Source organism: Rhizobacter sp. P2_G4 (assembly GCF_056403575.1).
Genome location: NZ_JBFUFG010000008.1, coordinates 172096 through 197792 on the forward strand (window position 1 = coordinate 172096; position 25697 = coordinate 197792).

At 64.4% G+C, this 25697-nt stretch carries 22 protein-coding genes and 1 other RNA gene; 20 read left to right on the forward strand and 3 right to left on the reverse strand.

Translation table 11 applies throughout. The annotated features are described in order from the left end of the window. Positions 1-7 precede the first annotated feature (7 nt). From AC1DYS_RS24835 to rnpB, 11 genes are all read left to right on the forward strand, one after another. Positions 8-1852 (forward strand): ABCB family ABC transporter ATP-binding protein/permease, encoded by a 1845-nt coding sequence (locus tag AC1DYS_RS24835; RefSeq protein WP_477904130.1) that lies wholly within the window; start codon positions 8-10, stop codon positions 1850-1852. 198 nt (positions 1853-2050) lie between these two features. Further along, positions 2051-2542, forward strand: a complete 492-nt coding sequence (locus AC1DYS_RS24840) for a hypothetical protein (protein ID WP_477904132.1) — start codon at positions 2051-2053, stop codon at positions 2540-2542. A 63-nt stretch (positions 2543-2605) separates the two neighbouring features. Continuing rightward, positions 2606-3526, forward strand: a complete 921-nt coding sequence (locus AC1DYS_RS24845; protein WP_047490810.1) for a LysR substrate-binding domain-containing protein — start codon at positions 2606-2608, stop codon at positions 3524-3526. 402 nt (positions 3527-3928) lie between these two features. Continuing rightward, positions 3929-4765, forward strand: a complete 837-nt coding sequence (locus tag AC1DYS_RS24850; protein WP_477904187.1) for an amino acid ABC transporter substrate-binding protein — start codon at positions 3929-3931, stop codon at positions 4763-4765. A gap of 106 nt (positions 4766-4871) precedes the next feature. Beyond that, positions 4872-5774, forward strand: coding sequence for a transporter substrate-binding domain-containing protein (locus AC1DYS_RS24855; RefSeq protein ID WP_477904134.1), 903 nt, complete (start codon positions 4872-4874; stop codon positions 5772-5774). A gap of 137 nt (positions 5775-5911) precedes the next feature. Then, positions 5912-6619, forward strand: a complete 708-nt coding sequence (locus AC1DYS_RS24860; RefSeq protein ID WP_477904136.1) for an amino acid ABC transporter permease — start codon at positions 5912-5914, stop codon at positions 6617-6619. After that, on the forward strand, positions 6616-7281 hold the full coding sequence (locus tag AC1DYS_RS24865) for an amino acid ABC transporter permease (protein ID WP_477904138.1): 666 nt from the start codon (positions 6616-6618) through the stop codon (positions 7279-7281). The genes AC1DYS_RS24860 and AC1DYS_RS24865 overlap by 4 nt, the downstream gene beginning before the upstream one ends. A gap of 11 nt (positions 7282-7292) precedes the next feature. Further along, entirely contained in the window at positions 7293-8027 is a 735-nt protein-coding gene (locus AC1DYS_RS24870; protein WP_477904140.1) for an amino acid ABC transporter ATP-binding protein, read from the forward strand. 148 nt (positions 8028-8175) lie between these two features. After that, positions 8176-9207 (forward strand): dihydroorotase, encoded by a 1032-nt coding sequence (gene pyrC / locus AC1DYS_RS24875; protein ID WP_477904142.1) that lies wholly within the window; start codon positions 8176-8178, stop codon positions 9205-9207. After that, positions 9204-9962: an NYN domain-containing protein gene (locus tag AC1DYS_RS24880; protein WP_477904144.1), complete on the forward strand. Its 759-nt coding sequence runs from the start codon at positions 9204-9206 to the stop codon at positions 9960-9962. The genes pyrC and AC1DYS_RS24880 overlap by 4 nt, the downstream gene beginning before the upstream one ends. A gap of 10 nt (positions 9963-9972) precedes the next feature. Beyond that, positions 9973-10317, forward strand: an RNA gene (rnpB, locus tag AC1DYS_RS24885) — RNase P RNA component class A. Between the two features lie 136 nt (positions 10318-10453). On the opposite strand, the gene AC1DYS_RS24890 is transcribed toward rnpB, so the two are convergent. Further along, complete coding sequence (locus AC1DYS_RS24890; RefSeq protein ID WP_477904146.1) at positions 10454-10654, reverse strand: hypothetical protein; 201 nt, start codon at positions 10652-10654, stop codon at positions 10454-10456. A 32-nt stretch (positions 10655-10686) separates the two neighbouring features. Between AC1DYS_RS24890 and AC1DYS_RS24895 the strand changes: the two genes are divergently transcribed. After that, on the forward strand, positions 10687-12933 hold the full coding sequence (locus AC1DYS_RS24895) for a hypothetical protein (protein WP_477904148.1): 2247 nt from the start codon (positions 10687-10689) through the stop codon (positions 12931-12933). A gap of 84 nt (positions 12934-13017) precedes the next feature. On the opposite strand, the gene AC1DYS_RS24900 is transcribed toward AC1DYS_RS24895, so the two are convergent. Next, positions 13018-13410 (reverse strand): hypothetical protein, encoded by a 393-nt coding sequence (locus AC1DYS_RS24900; protein ID WP_477904150.1) that lies wholly within the window; start codon positions 13408-13410, stop codon positions 13018-13020. Positions 13411-13979: 569 nt separating this feature from the next. Between AC1DYS_RS24900 and AC1DYS_RS24905 the strand changes: the two genes are divergently transcribed. The 3 genes from AC1DYS_RS24905 (at position 13980) to AC1DYS_RS24915 (ending at position 18411) form a co-directional block, all read left to right on the forward strand. Next, the gene (locus AC1DYS_RS24905) at positions 13980-15185 is read left to right on the forward strand and encodes a multidrug effflux MFS transporter (RefSeq protein ID WP_477904152.1); all 1206 of its coding nucleotides are present in this window, start codon (positions 13980-13982) and stop codon (positions 15183-15185) included. A gap of 108 nt (positions 15186-15293) precedes the next feature. Continuing rightward, the gene (locus AC1DYS_RS24910; protein WP_477904154.1) at positions 15294-16400 is read left to right on the forward strand and encodes a carbonic anhydrase; all 1107 of its coding nucleotides are present in this window, start codon (positions 15294-15296) and stop codon (positions 16398-16400) included. A gap of 13 nt (positions 16401-16413) precedes the next feature. After that, complete coding sequence (locus AC1DYS_RS24915; protein WP_477904156.1) at positions 16414-18411, forward strand: sensor domain-containing diguanylate cyclase; 1998 nt, start codon at positions 16414-16416, stop codon at positions 18409-18411. Positions 18412-18480: 69 nt separating this feature from the next. Here the strand turns inward: AC1DYS_RS24915 and AC1DYS_RS24920 are convergent, their stop codons facing one another. Continuing rightward, positions 18481-19197, reverse strand: coding sequence for a hypothetical protein (locus AC1DYS_RS24920; protein WP_477904158.1), 717 nt, complete (start codon positions 19195-19197; stop codon positions 18481-18483). Between the two features lie 224 nt (positions 19198-19421). Between AC1DYS_RS24920 and AC1DYS_RS24925 the strand changes: the two genes are divergently transcribed. The 5 genes from AC1DYS_RS24925 to biuH all read left to right on the forward strand — a co-directional run bounded on the left by AC1DYS_RS24925 (position 19422) and on the right by biuH (position 25173). Then, entirely contained in the window at positions 19422-20540 is a 1119-nt protein-coding gene (locus AC1DYS_RS24925; RefSeq protein ID WP_477904160.1) for a BMP family ABC transporter substrate-binding protein, read from the forward strand. 142 nt (positions 20541-20682) lie between these two features. Next, positions 20683-21783 (forward strand): ABC transporter permease, encoded by a 1101-nt coding sequence (locus tag AC1DYS_RS24930; RefSeq protein ID WP_477904162.1) that lies wholly within the window; start codon positions 20683-20685, stop codon positions 21781-21783. A 715-nt stretch (positions 21784-22498) separates the two neighbouring features. Then, positions 22499-23422, forward strand: coding sequence for an ABC transporter permease (locus AC1DYS_RS24935; RefSeq protein ID WP_477904164.1), 924 nt, complete (start codon positions 22499-22501; stop codon positions 23420-23422). Between the two features lie 10 nt (positions 23423-23432). Beyond that, positions 23433-24482 (forward strand): formamidase, encoded by a 1050-nt coding sequence (locus AC1DYS_RS24940; protein ID WP_477904166.1) that lies wholly within the window; start codon positions 23433-23435, stop codon positions 24480-24482. 1 nt (position 24483) lies between these two features. Then, positions 24484-25173 (forward strand): biuret amidohydrolase, encoded by a 690-nt coding sequence (gene biuH, locus AC1DYS_RS24945; RefSeq protein WP_477904168.1) that lies wholly within the window; start codon positions 24484-24486, stop codon positions 25171-25173. Positions 25174-25697 lie beyond the last annotated feature (524 nt).

Consider the following 25697-nt stretch of genomic DNA (forward strand, 5'->3'; position numbering starts at 1 on the left):
TCCCCTTATGCGTCCAGCCTCTCTTTCCGCCTCCGCGCCCGATGTGCCGGCCTTGCCCGGAAGCCCGCCCGCCGTGCGGTCTGACTGGGCAACGCTGCGCAAGCTCTTCCCGTACCTGTGGCAATACCGCTGGCGTGTGGGCATGGCGCTCGCGTTCATGGTCGGCGCCAAGCTGGCCAACGTGGGCGTGCCGCTGCTGCTGAAGAACCTGGTCGACAGCCTGTCGCTCAAGCCGGGCGACGTGCGCGTGGTGATGGTGGTGCCCTTCGGCCTGCTGCTGGCCTACGGCGGACTGCGCCTTTCCACATCGCTGTTCACCGAACTTCGCGAACTGATTTTCGCCAAGGCCACCGAGGGCACGGCGCGCACCATCTCGCTCAACGTCTTCAGGCACCTGCATGCGCTGAGCCTGCGTTTCCACCTGGAACGCCAGACCGGCGGCATGACGCGCGACATCGAGCGTGGCACGCGTGCCGTGCATTCGTTGATCTCGTACTCGCTCTACAGCATCGTCCCGACGCTGATCGAGGTGGTGTTGGTGCTGACGCTGCTGGGTGTGAAGTTCGACGCCTGGTTCGCCTGGATCACCCTCATCGCGCTGGTTGTCTACATCACCTTCACCATCAGCGTGACCAACTGGCGCACGCAGTTCCGCAAGCAGATGAACGAGCTCGATTCGGTGAGCCACACCCGGGCCATCGATTCGCTGCTGAACTACGAGACCGTCAAGTACTTCAACAACGAAGGCTTTGAGGCGAAACGCTACGACGAGAGCCTGGAGAAGCTACGCCGTGCGTCGCTCAAATCGCAGACCACGTTGTCGATCCTCAACACCGGCCAGCAGCTGATCATCGCCACCGGCCTCGTGGCCATGCTGTGGCGCGCCACCACTGGCGTGGTCGACGGCCGCATGACGTTGGGCGACCTGGTGATGATCAACGCCTTCATGATCCAGCTCTACATCCCGCTCAACTTCCTGGGCGTGATCTACCGCGAGATCAAGCAGAGCCTCACCGACCTGGAGAAGATGTTCGGCCTGCTGGAGCGCGAACGCGAAGTTGCCGACTCGCCCGGCGCCCAGCCGCTGCAGGTGCCCCATGGCCACGTGAAGTTCGAGCACGTGAACTTTGCCTATGAAGCCTCGCGGCCGATTCTTCACGACCTGAGCTTCGAGATCCCTGCTGGCAAGACGGTGGCGGTGGTCGGCCCCTCGGGCTCGGGCAAGAGCACGTTGGCACGGCTGCTGTACCGCTTCTATGACGTGAATGCCGGCGCCATCCGCATCGACGGGCAAGACATCCGCGAGGTCACGCAATCCAGTCTGCGCCAGGCCATCGGCATCGTGCCGCAGGACACGGTGCTGTTCAACGACACCGTCGCCTACAACATCGCTTACGGCCGAGCAGGCGCGAGCCAGGCCGAGGTGGAAGCCGCTGCCAAGGCCGCACGCATCCACAACTTCATCGTCTCCACACCCAAGGGCTACGACACCCCCGTGGGCGAGCGTGGCCTGAAGCTCAGTGGCGGCGAAAAACAGCGTGTGGCCATCGCACGCACCTTGCTGAAGAACCCGCCGATCATGATCTTCGACGAGGCCACCTCGGCGCTCGACTCGGCCAATGAGCGCGCCATCCAGGCCGAGCTGCAGGGCGTGGCGCGCAACAAGACGGCGCTGGTGATTGCGCACCGGCTCTCCACCGTGGTGGACGCGCACCAGATCCTGGTGATGGAGCACGGCCGCATCCTCGAACGCGGCACGCACCTGGAGTTGCTGGCGTCGGATGGGCGCTACGCAGAGATGTGGCGCTTGCAGCAAAGCGGCGAAAACAGCGAGCCGGTGGCACAAACCTGAGCGCAAGTTCCGTCGCGGGCGTGAAAAACTACCGCGACTCAGGGCGTTCAAGATCGTCTAGACGACTGCGAATGCGCACTCGTGATTTTCTGCCGTGAACTCGACAACGGCCGAGGGCTTTCTCAATTGAAACCATGTGTCACACCAGCTCAAGTTCTCTAGAGTCCGGTCACCACTTCATTCAACGGGACGGACGAGATGAACGCTTCAACGGCAAAGATCAGTCACTGGACCTTGGTACTCGCTTTGGTTGGAGCCTGCGCTGGCGCCGCTGCCCAAACGGGTGACGAAACCCTGGTGTGGGTGGACAACGAAAGCTTCGAATTGGCGTCCTGTACTTCGGCACCGGTCACGCCGTCGCCCGAGCAGATCGCCGCCACGGTGAGCGCCTTGCGCGCCCAAGCCAGCGCCGGCCTGGACGACGTGCTGCGTGCCAGCGGTGTGCAGCTGAACTCGCGCCAGTTCATGCTGCTGACCCCGGTCGAAGGCAAGCTCGCATGCGAYGGCCAAGACAGCCAGATCACCTTCCGCGCCACGGCCGTCGATCAGCGCGCCGTTAACCGCCGCTGGACCGGCGACCTGACCGTCCGCGCCGCCTCGGCCTCCCTCGACCGCACGATGGTGAGCCGCCTGGCTGGTGAACTGGCCGGCCAGTTCGGCGTGGCGGTGGCCGCCGCCGTCACCAAGTAACCGCCGGGAAGTAAGAAGCAAGAACGGGAGAGCCACTCCGCGTGGCTCGCTACACTGCGCCGCGTGGAAACCAAGTGGCTTGAAGACTTCGTCAGCTTGGCCGAGACGCACAGCTTCTCGCGCTCGGCCCAGCTGCGTCATGTGACGCAGCCTGCCTTTTCGCGGCGCATCCAGGCGTTGGAAGCCTGGGCCGGCATCGACTTGGTCGACCGGTCTTCCTACCCCACACGGCTCACGCCTGCCGGCGAAACCTTTCGCTCGCAGGCGCTCGAGATCCTCGGCGCGCTGCAGACCACGCGCAACATGATGAACAGCCACCAGGTGGCTGGCGGCGACATGCTCGAGTTCGCCGTGCCGCATTCACTCGCCGTCACCTTCTTTCCGCACTGGGTGATGGACTTGCGCAAGCGCTTCGGAGCGCTCAAGAGCCGCTTGATGGCGCTCAACGTGCACGATGCGGTGATGCTGCTCACCGAAGGCAGCTGCGACCTGCTGATCGCTTACCACCACCCCTCGCAGCCCTTGCAGCTCAACCCCGACCGCTATGAAATGCTGAGCGTGGGGCTGGAGATGTTGGCGCCCTACGCCAAGGCCGATGTGCACGGCCAGCCGATGTTCCGCCTGCCGTCACGGCAGGGCGACAAGGTGCCTTTCCTGAGCTACGCCTCCGGTGCTTACCTTGGGCGCCTGGTCGAGCAGATCATCAAGCTCTCGCCGGTGCCGTTGCTGCTCGACCCCGTCTACGAGACCGACATGGCCGAAGGCCTGAAGGCCATGGCACTCGAAGGGCATGGCCTGGCTTTCTTGCCCAACAGCTCGGTGGACAAGGAAAAGAGCAGCAGCCGCCTCGTGCGCGCTTCGGCGCCTGGCGAGTGCGAGCTGTCGATGGAAGTGCGCATCTACCGCGAGCGACCGGAGATGGCGCGCCACACCAAACCGGGCGCCCAGGCGCTCTGGGATTTCCTGCGGGATTCGCAGCGCTGAGCGATCGGCCAGCGGGGTTTTCCCTTGGCAGCCATGCAATCGGTGCATGGCGTTCCCGCCAATCTGCATTGGCGTTCCGCTCTGCCGGCGAATAGAGTGCGCGCCCAACGCCACCGAATCTTCGACTCGCCTACATGGATTTCCGCTCGTGCCACAACGTGACGCTTTTCACGCGACCCCGCAGGCACATTCCCCTTCGGAGAATTCATCTTGCGGGCGGTGGCCGAAACCCCTGCCAGTGGCATGAAGGTTGCAAGATTTGGCTTCATGAAGTACCCCCCTTCTCGCCTCAAGTTCCCCCGCGGTTTCACGTTGGAAACCTCGTCGTTCCTGCTCGTGGCCGCCACCGTCGCAGCCCTGGTGGCAGCCTCTCTTCCAGCGCGCGCGGCGCCGCCTGCCGCAATGCCTGTTCCCACGGGTCCGGTGCTCGACCACATCAAGCAGACCGGGAAGATCGTGATCGCGCACCGCGAGTCGTCGGTGCCGTTCTCTTACGTCGATGCAGACAAGAAACCGATCGGCTATGCCGTCGACCTGTGCCTGAAGCTCGCGGAGGCAGTGCGCAAGCGGCTGGAACTGAAGACGATCACGCCGGAGTACGTGATGGTGACGGGGGGCAATCGCATCCAGATGGTGTCCGAAGGCAAGGCCGACCTCGAATGCGGTTCCACCACCAACAACGCCGAGCGCCGGCAGAAGGTGGCCTTCACGGTGCCGCACTACATCACCGGTGCGCGCTACATGGTGCTGGCCGACAGCCTGCTCAGCGAGTTGCCGATGTTCGAAGGCAAGAAGCTGGTGTCGACCAAGGGCACGACACCACTGAAGGAAGTGGATCGCGTGAACCGCGAGCGCCTGCTGCGCATCAACGTGATCGAGGCGCCCGAACATGCAAAGGCCATGCAGATGGTGCTGGCCGGCGAGGCCGATGGCTTCGTGATGGACGACGTGCTGCTGTACGGCCTGATTGCGTCCAGCGCCGACCCGAGCAAGCTGAAGGTGGTGGGCAAGTTCCTGACCATCGAGCCGCTCGCGATCATGATGCGCAAGGACGACCCCGAGTTCAAGAAAATCTGCGATGAAGAGATGAAGCGCCTGATCTACAGCCACGAGGCCTACACCATCTACGATCGGTGGTTCAGCAAGCCGATTCCCCCGAAGAACCTGCCGCTGAACCTGCCGATGAACTATCTGTTGCGCGACTTCTGGAAGTACCCGTCAGACCAGGTGCCCGGTTGATCTGATTCATGTCTGTCGTCTAAGTGGAAGTGCGTAGACTCGCGTCCCTAGAATTTCGTTGTGGGTAGGTCCACAACCCCCAATTTTTCAAACCGAAGGAGATCGTATGAAAAAAGCATGGCTGAGTGCCGCCGTCTTGCTGGCCGTCGCTGGCATGGCGCAGGCACAGCAGAGCGAAACGCTGAAGAAGATCAAGGACAGCGGCGTGATCACGCTCGGCACACGCGAGTCTTCTGGCGCGTTGGCCTACACCCTCGGCGACGGCAAGTACGTTGGCTTCCACACCGAGATGTCTGAGCGCATCGCCAAGGACCTGCAAAAGCAGCTCGGCCTCACCAAGCTCGACGTGAAGTACCAGCCGGTGACCTCGCAAAACCGCATTCCGCTGGTTCAGAACGGTACCGTCGACCTCGAGTGCGGATCGACCACGAACAACGCCACGCGCCAGAAAGACGTGTCGTTCGCGATGACCACCTATGTGGAAGAAGTGCGCATCGCCACCAAGGTGAATTCGGGTATCAACTCGGTCAAGGATCTGGTCGGCAAGACCGTGGCCACGACCACCGGCACCACGTCCGTCCAGACGCTGCGCAAGCACGAACGCGCCAACGGCGTCGAGTTCAAGGAACTGTTCGGCAAAGACCACGCAGACAGCTTCCTGCTGCTCGAATCGGGCCGTGCCGACGCATTCGTGATGGACGGTCAGATCCTCGCGGGCAACATCTCCAAGTCGAAGAGCCCAGCCGACTACAAGATCGTCGGTGAAGTGCTGTCGGTCGAACCCATCGCCTGCATGATGCGCAAGGATGATCCAGCCCTCAAGAAGGCGGTCGACGACAGCATCAAGGGCATGGTCAAGAGCGGCGAACTCGCCAAGCTGTACGACAAGTGGTTCATGCAACCCATCCCGCCGAGCAACACCAAGGTCGGCCTGCCGCTCAGCGAAGCCACCAAGGCGGCATGGGCGAACCCGAACGACAAGCCGATGGAAGACTACGTCAAGAAGTAATGGCCTCCATGCGCTGAATGGAGGTAAGCCCTAGCGCGATTTGGCGCAGAGCTTGCTTACAGTCGGAAAGCGCGGTTGCGGCTTCACCGCACCGCGCTTTTTTGTTTTCTGGATAGAAGATCAATCGGAGGTGCGCCTTGGGCAGCACATGGGACTGGCAGATATTTCTGCAGGACACTGGGGGAGGGCAGAGCTACTTGGAGTGGATGATGTCCGCCTGGGGCTGGACGCTGTCGGTGGCGCTGCTGGGCTTGATCGTCGCGCTGCTGGTCGGGTCGCTGATGGGCATCTTGCGCACCGTGCCCAGCAAGGGCTTGCAGTTTCTCGGCAACGCCTGGACCGAACTCTTTCGCAACATTCCACTGCTGGTCCAGATCTTTCTCTGGTACCACGTGATCCCCACCTTGTTCTTGTCGCTGCGTGCGGTCCCCAGCTTTTTGCTGGTGGTGTTCGCGCTGGGCTTCTTCACCTCGGCGCGCATCGCCGAGCAGGTGAAGGCCGGCATCAATGCCCTGCCCAAGGGCCAGCGCTATGCCGGCCTGGCGATGGGCCTCACGCTGCCGCAGACCTACCGCTACGTGATCCTGCCGATGGCGTTTCGCATCGTCATCCCGCCGATCACCTCCGAGTCGATGAACATCATCAAGAATTCGTCGGTGGCTTTCGCAGTCAGCATCGCCGAACTCACCATGTTCGCGATGCAGTCGGGCGAAGAAACCTCGCGGCCGGTCGAGATGTACCTCGCCGTGACGATCCTTTATTTCATCTCGGCGTTTGCGATCAACCGGATTGCGACGTTCATTGAGGGCCGCTTGCAGGTTCCCGGCATGGGGGTCGGCAAATGAATCTCGATTTTTCTTTTGTGAATTGGGGCGTTGTCTCCAGCTTCATCGCCAAGGGCTTCTTCTATTCGATCCAGCTCACGCTGGTGGCGATGGTCGGCGGCATCATCATCGGGACCTTGCTGGCCCTGATGCGGCTGTCGGGCAAGAAGTGGCTGGTGATGCCGGCGGCGTTCTACGTCAACACGCTGCGCTCCATTCCGCTGGTGATGGTGATCCTGTGGTTCTTCCTGCTGATCCCGCTCATCACCGGCATGCGCATGGGCGCCGAGATGTCGGCCATCGTCACCTTCACGGTGTTCGAGGCAGCCTACTACTCGGAGATCATGCGTGCGGGCATCCAGTCGGTGCCCAAGGGCCAGGTGTATGCAGGCTATGCGGTCGGCATGACGTACCCGCAGTGCATGCAACTGGTGGTGCTGCCGCAGGCCTTCCGCAACATGCTGCCTGTGCTGCTCACGCAGACGATCATCCTGTTCCAGGACACCTCTCTCGTCTATGCCATCGGCGCGTACGACCTCTTCCACGGCTTCGACACCGTGGCCAAGAATTTCGGCCGGCCGGTCGAGTCGTATCTGCTCGCTGCCGTCGTTTACTTCGTGATGTGCTTCGGCCTGTCGATGCTTGTCCGACAGCTGCAAAAACGCATCCAGATCATCCGCTGAGGATTGAAACCATGATCGACATCAAGAACATTTCCAAGTGGTACGGCAGCTTCCAGGTGCTGACCGATTGCACGACCGCCATCAAGAAGGGCGAAGTGGTGGTGGTCTGCGGGCCGTCGGGTTCGGGCAAGTCCACGCTCATCAAGACGGTCAACGCGCTCGAGCCGATCCAGAAGGGCGACATCGTCGTCGACGGCATCTCGATCGCCGATTCGAAAACCAACCTGCCCAAGCTGCGCAGCCGGGTGGGCATGGTGTTCCAGCACTTCGAGCTGTTCCCGCACCTCAGCGTGACCGAGAACCTCACGCTCGCGCAGATCAAGGTGCTGGGCCGCAATACCGACGAAGCCAAGACGCGAGGCCTCAAGATGCTCGACCGCGTCGGCCTGATGGCGCACAAAGACAAGTTCCCCGGCCAGCTCTCCGGCGGCCAGCAGCAGCGCGTGGCCATTGCCCGTGCGCTCAGCATGGACCCCATCGTGATGCTGTTCGACGAGCCCACCTCGGCGCTGGACCCGGAGATGGTCGGCGAGGTGCTCGACGTGATGGTCAAGCTCGCGCAAGAAGGCATGACGATGATGGTCGTCACGCACGAGATGGGTTTCGCGAAGAAGGTGGCCCACCGCGTGATCTTCATGGACGCGGGCAAGATTGTCGAAGACTGCACGCGCGACGAGTTCTTCAGCAGCGCGGATGCGCGGTCGCCGCGGGCCAAAGAGTTCCTCTCGAAGATCCTCGCGCACTGACTGGGCCCCCCAGTCGCTTTCGCTCCTGCCCCCGAGGGGCGCCGCCTGGCGGACCGGCAGAGCCGGCTCCGCGGGCGTTGCTTGATGTGCACTTCGCTTCGCTTGTGCGAGGGGGTGGCTCCGGTCGGACGAGTGCGAAAATCTGCACATGACTCAGACCTTGACTCTCACGCGCCCGGACGACTGGCATTTGCATGTGCGCGATGGTGTGGCGCTTGCCGCTGTGGTGCCGGACACGGCGCGGCAGTTTGGCCGCGCGATCATCATGCCGAACCTCAGGCCGCCGGTGACGACGGCTGCGCAGGCGGTGGCGTACCGCGAGCGCATCCTCGCTGCAGTGCCGAAGGGCTTGAGCTTCGAGCCGCTGATGACGCTGTACCTCACCGACAACCTGCCGCCGGACGAGATCAAGCGTGCGAAGGCGGCTGGCGTGGTGGCGCTGAAGCTTTACCCCGCCGGGGCCACGACGAACAGCGACGCTGGCGTCACTGATCTGCGCAAGACCTACGCGACGCTCGAGGCCATGCAGCGCGAGGGCCTGCTGCTGCTGGTCCATGGCGAGGTGACGAGTGCCGACATCGATCTGTTCGATCGCGAGAAGGCCTTCATCGACACGCAGCTGATTCCGTTGCGCCGCGACTTCCCCGAACTGAAGATCGTTTTCGAGCACATCACCACGCGCGATGCGGCGCAGTACGTGAACGAGGCTGGCGCACACACGGCCGCCACCATCACCGCGCACCACCTGCTCTACAACCGCAACGCGATCTTTCTCGGCGGYATTCGCCCGCATTACTACTGCCTGCCGGTGCTCAAGCGCGAAGAGCACAGGCAAGCGCTGGTGGCAGCGGCCGCATCGGGCAGCGACCGCTTCTTCCTCGGTACCGACAGCGCGCCTCATGCCGCGCACCTGAAGGAACACGCCACCGGGTGCGCGGGCTGCTACACCGCGTTGAACGCGCTGGAGCTGTATGCCGAGGCCTTCGAGTCGGCCGGTGCGCTCGACAAGTTCGAGGCCTTCGCCAGCTTCAACGGCCCGGCCTTCTACGGCCTGCCGCGCAACAGTGGTACGGTGACCTTGCGCAAGCAGCCGTGGGCCGTGCCCGAGGCGCTGCCCTTCGGCGATGCCGAACTCAAACCGCTGCGAGGCGGTGAAACCCTCAGCTGGAAGCTTTCATGAATTCACAAAAGCGAGTGATGCTGCTGATCGACGCCGACAACGTGTCGGCCGGCGTGATCGAGCAAGCCATCGCCAAGGTGATGGCCGAGCACGGCGCGATCCATGTGCGGCGCGCCTACTGCACCGCCGAGTCCGCGGTCACGCACCAGAAGCTTTTCAAGAACTGCTCGATTCGCCCGATCGTCAACCTCTCCAGCGGCAAGAACGCGAACGACATCGCGCTTGCCGTCGACGCGATGGACCTCGCGGTGGCCGAGCGACCCGACGTGGTCGTGATCGTTTCGTCTGACTCCGATTTCGCGCCGCTGGTCATTCGCTTGCGTGAGAAAGGCTGCCGCGTCGAAGGTATCGGCCAGCTCGGCAAGACCGGTGACGACTCCAAACCGGTGTACGACGACTTCGCCGACCTGCTGCATCAGAAGAAGCCAGCGGCCGAGCGCGCTACAGCACCGCGCAAGCGCGCGGCCTCGACGCGTCGTACTCGGGCGGAACCCATGCCGCCCGCGCCGCTACCACCACCTCCTGCACCGCCGCCAGCCCCAGCCTTGCCCGACGACGTGCTGCGCATCCTCGATGCGCTGCCCGAATTGCGAGGCGGCAGCAAGCTCGAGCTGGGCATTGCTGCCGAGCGCCTGCGCGGCGAAGGCCTGCTGGCCAAGAACGCGCCGTCGACCAAGCTTTTCAAGAAGCATCTCGACTTCTTCGTGCTGACACCCGAACGTCAACCGAACAAGGTCCAGTACCGCGGGCGATAATCCGCCCCGTGAAGCAAGCCAGACCGCCGCTGGTGCAATCTCCGAAAGGAGGCACTGGAGGAAGGTCCGGACTGCACAGGGCGGCGTAGCAGCTAACGGCTGTCCACCGTGAGGTGAGGATCAGAGCAACAGAGACGAGTCGGCGTGTTCTCGCAAGAGAGCACGCAGGGTGAAACGGGCAATCTCTACGCGCAGCAACACCAAATAGGCCAGCGTTGATGTGGCTCCGCGGAGCTGGCGGGTAGGTGGCACCGAGCCGTGCAGTGATGCACGGCCCAGAGGAATGGCGGTCACGTTCGGCTCTTCTTCGGAAGAGACGGACGCACAGAATCCGGCCTATCGGCTTGCTTCACACTTTTTCGCGGCTGCGGCGGCAACGGGTTCGCCGTGCCCCAACGGCACACGATTAACGTGCACTCGTTAACGGCGGCTCCTCGCATGCCGCCCAGCGCGCCCTCATGCTGCGCTGCGATCCCTCCGAAGAACCCGGTCTAACCCCTTTGGTTCTTGGAGCCTGCGATGAAATTGCGCGATTCGGTCTTGGCGAAAGCCTGCGTCTTGTCGGGTGCGGTTGCACTCTTGGCCGGCATGTCGGCGTGTGCCGGCGGCAGCAGCAGCTCCCCGGCACCGGCGCCTGCGGCACCGCTGACCCAGTCCAACATCACCTTGCCCTCGTCGGTGCAGGTGGTCACAGCCAATTGATGCAGAGGCCACCTCCATGAAGATGACCTCGAAACTCCTTGGCCTGGTCTGCGCGGCATTGGCCGCCGCGGTCGCGCCTGCGGCCTTCGCTGCCGAGCCGACCTCGGGCGCCTACGTGACCGACGCTCAGAACACCTGGGTACAAGACCGGGTGGGCGACCGCATCAGCACCGTCAACATGATCATGTGCATCGTGAGCAGCATGCGCGCCGATGCCATGGTGAACCAGGGCCCTTATCTGGCCTTGGTGGACGAGAACAAGTGCAGTGGCCGCGGCGACAGCAGCAAGTCCACCAGCACCAATGCGGGCGAGTCCAATGCCACGCATTTCATGACGACCACGGTGGTGTCGACCCAGGCCTCCAACACTGATCCGCTGATCATGAAAGCGTGGATCACAGACGAAGGCGAGCAAGGCGACAAGTCGGAGATCTATCTCTACAGCGTGGCCACGGCAGGCAAGTCCGACGCCAACCCGAACGGCCTCTTCAGCATCCACTATTGCGGCAAGGCCGCCGGCTCGGCCGCCGACGCGCCGTGCATGTTCCAAGGCGTGCTGAAGTCCGACGCCAGCGGCCTGGGCTACTACGAAGTGGAAGCCAGCCACGGCGGCGGTGGCGGCAACTCGACCAAGGCGCTCGTGTTGCAGTCGACCCCCAGCACCGACAGCGGCCTGGGCCGCGTGGTGGGCACCGACAACGGCGCGCCGTACAACTACACCTTCGCGTATAACAGCAGCAACTTCCGCCGCAGCGATGGCGCGGTCGACGCCTGTTTTGCACGCGACAAAGCCGTGGCCGATTACTCCACCTGGCGCTATGGCACTTACAACGCCGATGGGTCACGCCTGGACGCAACCAACCCTGGCTTCCCGGTCAAGTACGAGCTGGGCGCTGACACCTACTTCGGCTTCTGGAGCTTCTGGGGCCTGTGGCTGCCGGAGTCGGCTTTGGCCACCGTCGGCAGCTCGGGCACGCTGACGCGCCATGTGGGCACCGAAGACGTGCCGCTGACTGTCGTCAAGCGCGGCGGCAAGCTGTGGAAGCTGGCACGCCAGGCCGCCACCTTGGGCGACTTCAAGAGCGTGTCGATGATGTACTGGGTGCCCAACACCATCGGCTCGCTGCAGCAAGGCACGAGCTACGAGCTGCAATGGAACGGCACCACCCTGCAAGCCATCGGCACGCAGCAGTGCTCGCAGAACGGCTGCTCGCCGCAAGCGCTTTCACCGGCGATCGACTTGCACGCCAGCGACTTCCGCACGGCCGGCGCGTCCATGGTGCCGATCTTCTTCCCCTCGGGTGGCGGCAACGGCGCCCTCGCAGTACCCGCCTCGGGTGAATTCGATGCGACCAGCGTGCTGGCCTATCGCACCCGCTCGATCGTTGCGCCCGGTGCAAGTGACGCGCCGGCCTCGCTCGTGTGCCTGGGCACCTGCCCCAAGTCGGGTACGGCATTGACCGACGCCTTCAATGCCAACCCGCCGCAGCCCTTCAGCATGCAGTCGTGGTCACCCGTGCTGGTGGGTTCGGCATCGACCTATAGCTACAGCGCCGGCATGCTCAGCGACGGGGGCGGCAACGTGGATGCGTCAGCCGTTTCCAAGAGCGCAATGTCCATGTACCAAGGCGGCTTGACCAGCGGATCGCTGATTGCGAGCACCGATCTGTCCAGCGCCGCTTGCGATGCGAATGGCATGGCCAACGCGTCGGGCACCCATCTGTGCCCGGGCCTCGTGGACAAGGCCGACGTGGTCTACCAGTGGGAGACCGGCCCGAACCAGTGGAACCAATACTTCGGTGCCGTCGGCGTGACCGTCGACCCGCCCACCCAGCTCGCCTTTGCCGTGACCAACAGCAACATTCGCGCTGCCGACAAGACCAAGTACCTCGGCTCCACCGTTCAGCTGCAGTTCAACGGCTTCGGTGAACTGCAGGGCCTCCCGGGCCAGTGCGTCGACCCGGACACCAATGCGCCGGTGCAATGCGGCAACGGTGTGCGCTGGGTACCGGCCTTCGACATCGTCGACGGCTCTGCTGTCACCGGTGGTGGCAACACCTACTACGTGAAGTACCTGGAACGCGAGCTGCGCTTGTCGCAGCTGTCGGGTCCGGCCGATGCCAGCTGCAAGCTGTCGCTCAGTCTGCCCAGCGTCTCGCTCACGCTGCCCGATGCGAGCAGCATGAACGTGAACCCGGTCACCACGAACGGCGCCTCGCCCACACTGCCCAGCGCCAAGCCGGCCGTCATCGACGGGATCGTGCAGTAACCGAGTGAGAGCTTAGAAAGAAAAGCGGCTTCGGCCGCTTTTCTGCTTCTGGCGTGTGCCTACGGGCAGGTGAGCCGTCGCCGCTCAGGGCGTTGGCACGTCAGCCGGGCAGGCTTGCGCAAACAACTGGCGATCAGCCAACGTGTAGCAAAGCCGCTGGGCCGACTGGGCCACGGTGCCGGCTGTCAGCACGCCCTGAAGGTAGGTCCACGGCGCAGCCTGGTCCGCAGCGTCGGCGCAATCGACTTCACCGATGCGCTGGTTGGTGTCGATGGTGACCTTGCACGACATCGCGCGAGCCGTGTCGCGCGAGGCTTCGGCCAATGAGGTCAACCGGCCGTGCACGGCCATCTGCCAAGCCAATGCCGCCTGCTCGCGCTGCTGCTGCGCATTGTGGGGTGGTGCAGGGGGCGATGACGGACCCGTACGGCCCCAGCCGCCGCGCCCGAGCGACGAGCGAATGATGGGTGAGAACAAGCCGGCGAACTGTGGCGCGGAGCTTGGCAGCGGCGGCGCAGCGATGGGTGACGGCGGCGGTGCAAGCGGTCCCACTGGCGCTGCCGCCTTGACGAGAGGCGTGACAGCTGCTGCAACGGTTGCTTTGGCGATGCCACGCGGCTTTCGCGGCGCCGGAGCCGGGCTCATGGGCACAGGCGCAGGAGAAGCCGCCAACGGTTCCCTGCTGGCCAAGCTGACTGTCATGGTGCGAGCGCGCACAGCTGGCCCCGCTGAAGAGGCGGACGATGGTGTGCGTTTCGCCAGCAGGTGAACGGCCATCACACCCGCCATCACTCCATGCGCGGCGAGCGACGCGGCAATCGCGACGGGCAGCGCCCGCCGAAAAAGGGAAGGCGCAGGCTGGCCGGCCACCACGAGGGCGGCACACGCGAACTGATGCCTCAGAAATCCGGCCATGGCTACCCATTCCAACAGAGCGGCGCGCTCGGCAATGAGGCGAATAGCGCTGCAAATCAGGCAGTCACGAGCGAACCGCAACGACCTTGCTCCTGCCTGCAGGCAGGGTGCTCGCTACACTCGGCGCTCGCATGAACCCCGACGCCCAAACCCTCTGGCGCGCCCCGCGCTGGGCCCTCGCTTTCCTGCTGGCTTGCCTGGGCATGCTGGGGCCGTTCTCCATCGACACCTACCTGCCGGCTTTCACCGGCATTGCCCAGTCGATCGGTGCCACACCGGTCGAGATGCAGCAGACGCTGTCGGCCTACCTGTTCGGCTTTGCGGTGATGAACCTGTTCCACGGCGCGCTGTCCGACAGCTTTGGCCGCCGGCCGGTGGTGCTGTGGGGCATCGCCTTGTTCACCATCGCCTCGGCCGGCTGCGCGCTGGCCAACCACATCGGCGCGCTGGTGTTCTGGCGTGCGGTGCAGGGCATGTCGGCGGGGGCGGGCATCGTCGTGTCGCGTGCGGTCATTCGAGACATGTTCCCGCCCGCCGATGCACAGCGCGTGATGTCGCAGGTGACGATCTATTTCGGCATCRCACCGGCCATCGCGCCGATGGTGGGCGGCTTCCTGTTCGTGCATGCCGGCTGGCACATGATCTTCTGGTTTCTCACGCTCGTCGGCGTGCTGCTGTGGATCAGCAACTACCGCCTGCTGCCCGAGACGCTGCATGAATCGCATAAGCAGCCGTTCAACGTGCGCCACCTGATGCGTGGCTACTGGGAGCTGGGGGCCAACCCGCGTTTCCTCATGCTAGCCCTGGCCAGCGGCATTCCGTTCAACGGCATGTTTCTCTACGTGCTGTCGGCGCCGGTGTTCCTGGGCGAGCACCTGCATCTCGCGCCGGGCCAGTTCTTCTGGCTGTTCACGCTGACCATCGCCGGCATCATGGGCGGCGCCTGGTTCTCGGGGCGGCTGGCCGGGCGCATCAAGCCGCAGCACCAGATCCGCCACGGCTTCCTGATCATGCTGTTGGTGTCGATCGTCAACCTCGTGCTCAACCTGCTCTTCGTGCCGCACGCCTGGTGGGCGTTGTTCCCGATCGCGATCTTTGCCTTCGGCTGGGCGCTGATGGTGCCGGTGGTCACGCTGATGGTGCTCGACCTGGTGCCCGAGCGGCGCGGCATGGCCTCGAGCCTCCAGGCATTTATCGGCAGCACCGCCAACGGCTTCGTGGCCGGCGTGATCGCGCCGCTGGTGATGCATTCCACACAGTGGCTGGCCGTGGCCTCGTTACTGATGATGAGCATCGGCATCGTTGCCTGGATCTGGGTCAAACCCCGGGTGACTTGAAGCCCGGTCTGGGGCTATTCCAGGGCTCCAACGCTCAAGCCTGCCGCCTCGCAGCCGATATCTGACCCAGACGCCCCGACATGCGGGGCCATGCGTCGGAGCTTCAACATGCGATTCCTGCCCCGCCCTTTGGTGGCTGCGCTTCTTGCCACCGGCCTGTGGGCCGGGACGCCCGTGTACGCGTCGGACACGGGCATCAAGACCTCGCCGGGCAAGCCAGCACTGAGCCGCGAGGCCGAGCCGGAGGCGGAAGCCAATCTCGGCAAGCTCGCGAAGAAACCGTCGCCCAAGCCGCCGCTGGGTGCCGAAGACGCGATGGACCGGGTCCGCGAGCGTCTGGCCCAGAAACTCGGCGCAGCCAAGGCGATCGAGACCAGCGACCCGAATGTGATGCGCGTGATCGCCCGCCCCGCGGTGCCGGTCGCCGATACGGTGGGCGTGTCGCCCGGCGGCGCACCCGCGCCCGGCATCCACTGGACCGAGCCGCGTCGGCCCGCTGCGGCGGTCGCCAAGCCGCCGGCGCCGAAGCGCTTGCGTGCCGACCAATGGTCGTACCAGGGTGAGGGCGGTCCGGAACAGTGGGCCGAGATGAAACCCGAGTTCGCAACCTGCTCCAGCGGCAAGCGCCAGAGCCCGATCGACATCCGTGACGGCATTTCGGTGCAGCTGGACCCGGTGCAGTTCGACTACAAGCCGAGCAACTTCCGCGTCATCGACAACGGCCACACCGTGCAGGTGAACGTCGCGCCCGGCAACAGCATCGAGGTGATGGGCCGCCGGTTCGAACTGGTGCAGTTCCACTTCCATCGGCCGTCCGAAGAGCGCATCAACGGCCGCCAGTTCGACATGGTGGCCCACCTCGTGCACAAGGACCTCGAAGGCAAGCTGGCCGTGGTGGCCGTGCTGCTCGACCGCGGCAGCGTGCAGCCCATCGTGCAAACGGTGTGGAATAACCTGCCGCTCGAAAAAGGTGAAGAGCTGCCCGCCAAGGCGCTGCTCGACCTGAACAACCTGCTGCCCTCAGAGCGCGGTTACTTCACCTACATGGGCTCGCTCACCACGCCGCCGTGCAGCGAAGGCGTGTTGTGGATGGTGATGCGAAACCCCGTGTCGATCTCGCCTGAACAGATCGGCATCTTTGCGCGGCTGTACCCGATGAACGCCCGGCCGATCCAGTCGGCAGGCGGGCGGCTGATCAAAGGTCCGGCGAACTGAGAGCCTTGAGGTGATGGACGCGAACGCGAGCCCAGGCCGCTCCCGCCCCGCGCTCGCCACCTGGCTCTTCGCCGGAGCGATGGGTGCGACGATCGCTGCCGTGCTGACGTGCACGCTGGTAATCAACCGCTTCGTGCGCGACGAAGACCGGCGCCAGGCCACCACGTATCTGCAGGCCCATGCCGATGCGCTGCGCGACGCGCTCGACCGCGGCATGGCGCATCACTACGAAGAAGTCAACGTGATCGCACACCTCGACCAGGTGGCGCGCAGCAGCGATCCGCAGGCCGTGCGCCGCGCGCTCGACAGCGTCCACAGCAGCTTCCCGCAGTTCGCCTGGCTGGGTCTGACCGATACGCAAGGTGTTGTCATTGCGTCCGTCGACGGCTTGCTGCAGGGTGCGAATGTCTCGGCACGGCCATGGTTCAGCGGTGCTCAGCGCGGCAGCTTCGTGGGCGACGTGCACCGCGCCGTGATGCTCGAGAAGCTGCTGCCGGCGCAGAGCGAGCCGTGGCGCTTCGTCGATGTGGCGATCCCGGTGCACGGCGCCGACGGCGAGCTGCGCGGCATCCTCGGCGCGCACCTCAGCTGGACCTGGGCGGCGCAGATGAAGCGCGAACTCGTCGACCAGGTGATCGAACAGCACCGGGCCGAGGCACTGGTGCTGGCGGCCGACGGCACCGTGCTGCTCGGGGCCTTGCCGTTGCAAGGCAAGAAGCTCGAGGCCGTGCCCGATACCCTGGCGGTGCAATCACAAACGCGTGGCTCCGGCCGCTACCCCGGGCTTGGCTGGAAGGTCGTGCTGCGCCAGCCCGAGGCGGTGGCGATGGCGGAGTTCCATGTGCTCCAGTCGCGCATGGTGTTCGCCGCCGTGGCCTTGTGCGCCTTTCTCGCGCCCTTGCTGTGGCTGCTGGCACGACGGCTGGCTGCGCCGATGTGGGAGCTGACCGAACGACTCGAAGGCGAAGGCGCCGCTGCACCCGCGGGTTCGACCGGGAACCCGCTCTACCGCGAGGCCGACCTGCTGGGCGAAGCACTCGATCGCTATGCGATGCGCCAGGCGCAAGACGCCGCTCACTTGCGGGAACTGAACGCCACCCTCGAAGCGCGTGTCGCCGAGCGCACCGCCGCACTGGCCCACAGCGAGCAGCGGCTGCGCACCATCACCGACAACCTGCCGGTGCTGATCGCTTACGTGGACAAGGAAGAGCGCTACCAGTTCTGCAACGGTACCTACGACAGCTGGCTTGGCGTCGACGCCAGGAACGTTGTCGGCCGGTTGGTGCCTGAAACGCTCAATGGCCGCGACTACGCCGCGCGCAAGGACATGCTGCACAAGGCGCTGGCCGGTGAGCGCACCGAGTTCGAGCTGACAACGATCATCCACGGCGCTGAGCGCCAGCTTCATACGACCTACTTGCCGGATTTGTCGCCGCAGGGCGCGGTGCTCGGCGTCTACGCTCTCGCCATCGACATCACCGACACCAAGACAGCCCAGCAGCAACTGCTGACGATGGCGCGAACCGACGCGCTGACCGGCCTACCGAATCGCCGTCACTTCAACGAGAAGCTGGTCGAGTCGCTCGCGCGCAGCCGTCGCCGCAAGCAACCGATCGCGCTGCTGTTTCTGGACATCGACAAGTTCAAGTCCATCAACGACCAGCTGGGCCATGCCGCCGGCGATGAGGTGCTGCAGATCTTTGCGCGGCGTTTGCAAGGCAGCGTTCGCGAAACCGACACCGTGGCGCGCCTGGCCGGCGATGAGTTCGTCGTGATCCTCGAAGACCTGCACACACCGGCCGAACCGCAGTTCGTTGCGCGGAAGATTGTGGCGGCGATCAACCGCCCATTCGAACTCCCGAGCGGCGCCATCATCGTCGGCTCCAGCATCGGCATCGCCTATCAGGCCGACGGCCACAGCCAACCCGAGCAGCTGCTCGCAACGGCCGACAAGGCGCTCTACGAAGCCAAGGCCAGTGGCCGCAACACATACCGCATGGCAGCGCTCTGAAGCGTGTGGCGGGTTTGCCCTGGCTTGGTGCGGCTTACCGAGCAGAAGCTGATGTCCGCTTAGGCGACTTCAGTTCTTGAGCAGGGGTGCCAGCGCGATGTATACGCCGCTGGCGGTTTCGGTGGCGTCCGCGAAGAGGTCGGGTCGCACTTCGAAGCGTGCGCCGAGACTATCGGCGCGGTAAGGCAACGAGATGCCGCCCAGAGTTTTGAAGGCGACGTTGCCATTGCTGGCGAGGCCCAGCAGTTCGATCGAAATGGCCGGGATGCTGCCGTCGTACCGGCTCTCTGCGCCGTAGTTCCGCACTTGTGGAACCGGGCGGCGCTGACCGTCCCAGTCGGCACCAATGCCGGACAAACGTGCTTGGCGTATCACGAGTGCGGGCTTGAGCACCATCGCGCAACGCGTATCGAGGGCCACGCGCCGCGTCAAAGCCGCAAGGGCCCGCGAATAGGCCTGTGTCTTGAGCGCGCCGGTCTTGCCGTCGTAGATGCCACCGACGGCCTGGATCTCCTGGTTCCAGATCACCTCGTAGTTCGCTTCGTCCAGCGCCACCACCTTGTAGCCCGCGCCGATGAGCTGGCGGTGGAGTTGATCGGTGACCAAGCGCTCGCCTTGAGCGACATCCGGTGACCCCGATTTGACTGGCAACAGCACGAAGAGCGAGCCCCGCGCAGGTGCGTTGAATGTCGAATCGACGTAGTTGTCCGACTTGGGCGCAGGCGGCGTAGCGGCGCAGCCCTGAAGCACGAGTGCGGACAGAAGCAGTGATGGGAGGAGTCGCATGGCGCGGGATTGTGGATCACGTCGAGGGATTCACAAACTCGTCTTCTCCACAGCTTGAGTGATGAAGCCACAGGGGGCGGGCTACCGATGCACCAAGACGCCTCATCACGGTTGGCACACCCATTGCTTGTATACAAGAAGGTGTTCACTACGGCCTCGCGCCGGTGCGTGCAGACAGGCACGACTCGTGCGATGGCTTTCTTCAACGGCACAGGAGCGCAGCGATGGCAGGCACAGAATTCAATCGGCGGGATGTTCTCAAGAGTGCGGGCGCCGTCGGCGCGACTGCGGCACTCGGTGGCTTGAGCGGGCTGGTGCAGGCGCAAGCGCCCATCACCGTCGGCTTCATCTACGTGGGCCCGCGAGACGACTACGGCTACAACCAGGCGCAGGCCGAGGCGGTGGCCGAGGTGAAGAAGCTGCCCGGCATCAAGGCCATCGAAGAAGAGAACGTGCCCGAGACCACGGCCGTGCAGAAGACCATGCAGGGCATGATCTCGCAGGACGGCGCCACGCTGCTGTTTCCCACCTCGTTCGGCTACTTCGACCCGCACATGCTGGCGGTGGCCGCCAAGAACCCCAACGTGCGCTTCGCTCACTGCGGCGGCATGTGGACCGAAGGCAAGCACCCCAAGAACACCGGCAGCTTCTTCGGCTACATCGACGAAGGCCAGTACCTCAACGGCGTGGTCGCCGGGCACATGAGCAAGAGCAAGAAGATCGGTTTCATTGCCGCCAAGCCGATCCCGCAGGTGCTGCGCAACATCAACGCGTTCACGATGGGCGCACGCTCGGTCGACCCGAGCATCACCTGCACGGTGATCTTCACCGGTGACTGGTCGATGCCGGTGAAAGAGGCCGAAGCCACCAACAGCTTGGCCGACCAGAACGTCGACGTGTTCACCATGCACGTCGACGGTCCCAAGGTGATCGTCGAGACCGCCGCCAAGCGCGGCAAGTTCGTCTGCGGTTACCACGCCAGCCAGGCCAAGCTCGCACCGAACGCCTATCTCACCGGCGCCGAGTGGAACTGGATCACCGCCTACAAGACCATCATCGACGCAGCCCGCACCGGCAAGCCGCACCCGAACTTCGTGCGTGGCGGTTTGAAGGAAGGCTTCGTGAAGCCATCGCCCTACGGCGGCATGGTCACGGCGGCCGCAAAGAAGGGCGCCGACGACGTGAAGGCCGCGATGGTTGCCGGCAAGTTCGACATCTTCAAGGGTCCGCTGAAGGACAACACCGGCAAGGTCGTCATCCCTGCAGGCAAGTCGTTCAAGCAGACCGACATCGAGCTCGAAGGCATGAACTACCTGGTCGAGGGTGTGGTCGGAAAAGCATAAATGACGGCCCCCCAGTCGCTTCGCTCCTGCCCCCGAGGGGCGCCGGCCTGCCCTTGGGGCGGCCCGGCGGACGGCCGTTGCTTGATCCCGTCTGCGCCGCACCTTTTCCTCCCTTAGGCACTGCGCTAATCCAAGGTCGCACATGGCACTTACGACCCGGACGACGGATACGCTCGAGGCCATCGCCTTGCCGGTGATGGCCATGGCCGGTGCGCTGTTGCTGTTCGGTGTCTTCATCTGGGCGGGGGGCAAGGACCCAGTCGAAGCCTGGGGGCTGCTGTTCAAGGGAGCCTTCGGCGACTGGTTCTCGTGGCAGAACTCGCTGCAACGCGCCGCGCCGCTGATGCTCACCGCGCTGTGCGTCGCCATTCCGGCGCGCGCAGGCTTGGTGGTGATCGGCGGCGAGGGTGCACTGGTCCTCGGCGGGTTGGCCTGTGCGGCAGTGCCCTACGTGTTCGCGCCGCCGGAGAACTCGTTCGGCACCGCGATCTTGCTGCTCTCAGCGGCCTTGGCCGGCGGGGTGTGGATCGCGCTGGTCGGTGTGCTGCGGCAGAAGCGCGGCGTCAACGAAACCATCAGCAGCCTGCTGCTGGCCTACACCGCGATTGCCTTGTTCAAGCACTTCGTCGAAGGCCCGATGCGCGACCCCGCGAGCCTGAACAAGCCGTCGACTCGAACGATCGTCGAGGGCCTGCGCATCGGCGGCATCGCTGGCACTGACATCCACTGGGGCCTGGTCTTCGGCGTGGTGGTGTGCGTGGTGCTGGGTCTGTGGCTCTTCTTCACGACGTCTGGCTTTGCGACGCGCATCGTCGGCGGCAATGCGCGCGCGGCCTTGCTGGTCGGCCTGCCGAGCCCACGGATCATCGTGGTGTCTTGCGCGATCGGTGGCGCTTGCGCGGGGTTGGCGGGCGGCATCGAAGTCGCTGCGGTCCACAACAACGCCAACGCCTCGCTGATCGCGGGTCTGGGCTACACGGGGATCTTGGTGTCCTTCGTGGCTCGGCACAACCCTTGGGCGGTGATACCTGTTGCTGTGCTGTTCGGTGGGTTTGGGGCAGCGGGGAGTTTGTTGCAGCGGCGCATGGATGTGCCGGATGCATCGGTGATGGTGCTGCAGGGGTTTGCGTTTTTGTTGATTTTGGCCAGTGAAGCGCTGCGGGGTAAGTTGTTTGCGGCGCGGGCGCCTAAGGTCGTGGTGGAGGTCAAGCCTTTGCCTGCTGTGATCAAGGCGAGCGTATGAGTTCTGTGCCGCTTCGCGTGGGTGCTTCTTCTGCCTACCGGCGGGTGCGCCGGGAATCCGCCCCGGCGGGCGGGTCACTTTCATTTGTCGCGTCAAATGAAAGTAACCAAAGCAAAGACGCTCTCCACTTTGCTGTACCGCTTCGGTTGCTTCCTTCCGCGACTTGTCGCCGAAGAAGTGCATCGGATCACGGCACACCTGTTCAAGTTTCCCCACCGCTCGACTCGCTGCGCATCGTCTCGATGACGCTTCGGGCTGCTGCGCGCCCTGGCGCCGAGGCGAAGCGAGGCGTGATGGAATGTTGCGAAGCAACGACCCGTATTGCCCTTGGGCCCCGTGGGTGGCGTCGAGGAGCGCAGGGGTTTGGGGCCGCGCGCGATAGCGCGCTTCGTCAACTGACTTCGCGCGGCTGTCTGAGCGCAGCGGCCACAGGCCGCGTAGCGAGTTCGGCGCGAGGTCCCAAAGACCGAGCACCGCAGAGCAGTCCGGCCCTGGCCGGACCGCCACCGTCGGGTCGCCTTTCTTTTGGTTCCTTTTCTTTGGCGAAGCAAAGAAAAGGGACTGCCCTGTCGGGGGCACATCCCGACGCGGCCTCACGCAGTGAACGACTGCTGCATGCGAATGCAGGCACAGAGCTTCGATACCTCAGCCTGAACAGGTGGTGGTGTGCGGACTTGCTCAGCCCACGCAACCTGCGAACCATGAGAAGAACCACATGAGCACCATGGACCTCTTCCTCAACGTCCTGGTCGCCGTCCTAGGCGGCGCCATCCGCGTAGGCACCCCCTTCCTGATGGTCAGCCTCGGCGAATGCATCACCGAAAAATCCGGCCGCATCAACCTCGGCCTCGAAGGCGTGCTCGTCTTCTCCGCCATGGCGGGCTTCGGCGGCGCCTACCTCAGCGGCAACGTGTGGATCGGCGTCCTTCTCGCAGGTGCGAGCGGCGCGCTGCTCGCACTGCTGCACGGCCTCGTCTGCTCGCTGCCGAGAGTGAACGACGTCGCCACCGGCATCGCGCTGATGCTGCTCGGCAGCGGCCTCGCGTTCTACCTCGGCAAGCCGCTGATTCAGCCCCAGGCGCCGCAGATTCCCTCGCTGAACCTCGGAGACTGGAGCAGCTCGGCCCAGATCAAGTCGGCGCTGCAGATCAACATGCTGTTCCCCATCGGCGTGGCCCTGGCAGCACTGCTCGCCTGGGGGTTCAAGGCAACACGCTTCGGCCTGGTCTTGCGCATGGCCGGTGATTCGAGCGATGCGGCACGCGCGTTGGGTTACTCGGTCAACGGCATCCGCATCGCAGCCACCTGCGCCGGCGGCTTCATCGCGGGCCTGGGGGGCGCATCGCTGTCGCTCTACTACCCCGGCAGCTGGAACGAAGGGCTCTCCAGCGGGCAAGGCCTGATCGCCGTGGCCCTCGTGATCTTCGCGCGCTGGAACCCGTGGCGTTGTCTAGGAGCCGCGTTGCTGTTCGGTGGCGCCGGGGCGCTCGGCTCGGCCTTGCAATCAGTGGGCATCAGCAGCGGCTACTACCTCTTCAACGCTGTGCCCTACGTGCTCACACTGGTGATCCTGATCTGGACCTGCTCGCCCACCCGCAGCGTGAAGGGTGCGCCGATGGAACTGGGCGTCACGCGCTAGGAGGTTGGCGATGAGTGGACTCGGCGGCTTGAACAAATCGGCGCACGGCGTTGTGATCGGCCTGGTGCAGTTGCAGCTGCCCGTTGTGAAGACGCCGGCCGACCTGGCGGCGCAGACGCAGCGCATCTGCGACATGGTGGCCAAGGCGCGCCGCAACCAGGGCACGATGGACCTGGTGGTCTTTCCCGAGTACTCGCTGCACGGGCTGTCGATGGACACGTCGCCCGAGATGATGTGCAGCCTCGACGGGCCCGAGGTTGCGGCCTTCAAGCAAGCCTGCATCGACCACCAAATCTGGGGCTGCTTCTCGATCATGGAGGCCAACCCACAAGGCAACCCGTACAACAGCGGGCTGATCATCGACGACACCGGTGCCATCAAGCTCTACTACCGCAAGCTGCACCCGTGGGTGCCCGTCGAACCCTGGGAGCCCGGCAACCTGGGCGTGCCGGTGTGCGACGGCCCCAACGGCAGCAAGCTCTCGTTGATCATCTGCCACGACGGCATGTTCCCCGAGATGGCACGCGAGGCCACGTACAAAGGCGCCGAGATCATCCTGCGCACTGCGGGCTACACAGCGCCGATTCGCCACGCCTGGAAGATCACCAACCAGGCCAACGCCTTCTGCAACCTGAGCTACACCGCGAACGTCTGCATGTGCGGCAGCGACGGCAGTTTCGACTCGATGGGCGAGGGCATGTTCTGCCATTTCGACGGCACCGTGATGGTCGAAGGCAGCGGCCGCCCCGATGAAATCATCACCTGCGAGCTGCGGCCCGACCTCCTGCGAGAAGCCCGTGCCGGCTGGGGCGTCGAGAACAACATCTACCAGCTCTACCACCGCGGCTACGTGGCGGTGAAGGGCGGCGCGCAAGACTGCCCGTACACCTACATGCATGACATGGCGGCAGGCCGCTACGCGCTGCCGTGGAAGGCGAGCGTGCAGGTAACCGACGGCACGGGCTGTGGTTTCGCTGCGCCGACGCGCAGCTACCTCGGGCCGGAGTCGCACCCGCTCGTTCCCGATTCATCCGCCGTCACGATCAAGAAGGTGGCCTGACATGCAACGCTACATCGCCGCAGACCCCTACCGCTGGCCCTACGACGGCAACATGACACCGCAGAACACCGCGCTCGTCGTGATCGACATGCAGGTCGACTTCTGCGGCGAAGGTGGCTACGTCGACAAGATGGGCTACGACATCTCGCTGACGCGTGCGCCCATCGAGCCGTTGAAGCGCTTGTTCACGACGATGCGCGGAGCGGGCTACACCGTCATCCACACACGCGAAGGCCACAAGCCCGACCTCAGCGACCTGCCGGCCAACAAGCGCTGGCGCTCGCGGCAGATCGGCACCGACGGCATAGGCATCGGCGACATGGGGCCGTGTGGCCGCATCCTCACCATCGGCGAACCGGGTTGGGAAATCATCCCCGAACTGGCGCCGCTGCCTGGTGAGCCGGTGATCGACAAGCCGGGCAAGGGCTCGTTCTACGCGACCAACTTCGACCTGGTTCTGCACACGCGTGGCATCCGCAACCTGATCCTCACGGGCATCACCACCGACGTGTGTGTGCACACGACGATGCGCGATGCGAATGATCGTGGGTATGAGTGCTTGATCTTGTCGGATTGCACGGCGGCGACTGATCTGGGGAATCACTTGGCGGCGTTGAAGATGGTGACGATGCAAGGGGGGGTGTTTGGGGCTGTGTCTGATTCCAGGTCGGTGATTGAGGTGGTGGGGTGAGCCTGTTTTGGCCGCTTCGCGTGGGTGTTTCTTCTGCCTGCCGGCGGGTGCGCCGGGTCTCGCCCCGGCAGGGCGAGTCACTTTGGTGTTCGCGTAACTTCGCTGCGCGAAGTGAGCGAACTCCCGCTGCGCGAACATTTGTCGCGTCAAATGAAAGTAACCAAAGCAAAGACGCTTTCCACTTTGCTGTACCGCTTCGGCTGCTTCCTTCCGCGACTTGTCTCCGGCGGACAGACCCGGACCACAGCACACCTGTTCGAAGTACCCCACCACTTGGCTCGCTACGCATCGTCTCGTTGACGCTTCGGGCTGCTACGCGCCCTGGCGCCGAGGCGAAGCGAGGCGTGGATGGGGATGTTTGCGAAGCAAACGACCGTATTGCTCTTGGGCCCCGTGGGTGGCGTCGAGGAGCGCAGGGGTTTGGGGCCGCGCGCGTCAGCGCGCTTCGTCAACTGACTTCGCGCGGCTGTCTGAGCGCAGCGGCCGCAGGCCGCGAAGCGAGTTCGGCGCGACGCCCCAAAGAC

What these genes read in the sequence shown, in the direction of transcription:
- AC1DYS_RS24895 (WP_477904148.1), top strand. Translation starts at nt 10,687, where the DNA reads ATGACCTCGAAACTCCTTGGCCTGGTCTGCGCGGCATTGGCCGCCGCG.
- AC1DYS_RS24835 (WP_477904130.1), top strand. Translation starts at nt 8, where the DNA reads ATGCGTCCAGCCTCTCTTTCCGCCTCCGCGCCCGATGTGCCGGCCTTG.
- AC1DYS_RS24915 (WP_477904156.1), top strand. Translation starts at nt 16,414, where the DNA reads ATGGACGCGAACGCGAGCCCAGGCCGCTCCCGCCCCGCGCTCGCCACC.
- biuH (WP_477904168.1), top strand. Translation starts at nt 24,484, where the DNA reads ATGCAACGCTACATCGCCGCAGACCCCTACCGCTGGCCCTACGACGGC.
- AC1DYS_RS24850 (WP_477904187.1), top strand. Translation starts at nt 3,929, where the DNA reads ATGCCTGTTCCCACGGGTCCGGTGCTCGACCACATCAAGCAGACCGGG.
- AC1DYS_RS24865 (WP_477904138.1), top strand. Translation starts at nt 6,616, where the DNA reads ATGAATCTCGATTTTTCTTTTGTGAATTGGGGCGTTGTCTCCAGCTTC.
- AC1DYS_RS24940 (WP_477904166.1), top strand. Translation starts at nt 23,433, where the DNA reads ATGAGTGGACTCGGCGGCTTGAACAAATCGGCGCACGGCGTTGTGATC.
- AC1DYS_RS24880 (WP_477904144.1), top strand. Translation starts at nt 9,204, where the DNA reads ATGAATTCACAAAAGCGAGTGATGCTGCTGATCGACGCCGACAACGTG.
- AC1DYS_RS24935 (WP_477904164.1), top strand. Translation starts at nt 22,499, where the DNA reads ATGAGCACCATGGACCTCTTCCTCAACGTCCTGGTCGCCGTCCTAGGC.
- AC1DYS_RS24910 (WP_477904154.1), top strand. Translation starts at nt 15,294, where the DNA reads ATGCGATTCCTGCCCCGCCCTTTGGTGGCTGCGCTTCTTGCCACCGGC.
- AC1DYS_RS24925 (WP_477904160.1), top strand. Translation starts at nt 19,422, where the DNA reads ATGGCAGGCACAGAATTCAATCGGCGGGATGTTCTCAAGAGTGCGGGC.
- AC1DYS_RS24930 (WP_477904162.1), top strand. Translation starts at nt 20,683, where the DNA reads ATGGCACTTACGACCCGGACGACGGATACGCTCGAGGCCATCGCCTTG.
- AC1DYS_RS24920 (WP_477904158.1), bottom strand. Translation starts at nt 19,197, where the DNA reads ATGCGACTCCTCCCATCACTGCTTCTGTCCGCACTCGTGCTTCAGGGC.
- AC1DYS_RS24870 (WP_477904140.1), top strand. Translation starts at nt 7,293, where the DNA reads ATGATCGACATCAAGAACATTTCCAAGTGGTACGGCAGCTTCCAGGTG.
- AC1DYS_RS24855 (WP_477904134.1), top strand. Translation starts at nt 4,872, where the DNA reads ATGAAAAAAGCATGGCTGAGTGCCGCCGTCTTGCTGGCCGTCGCTGGC.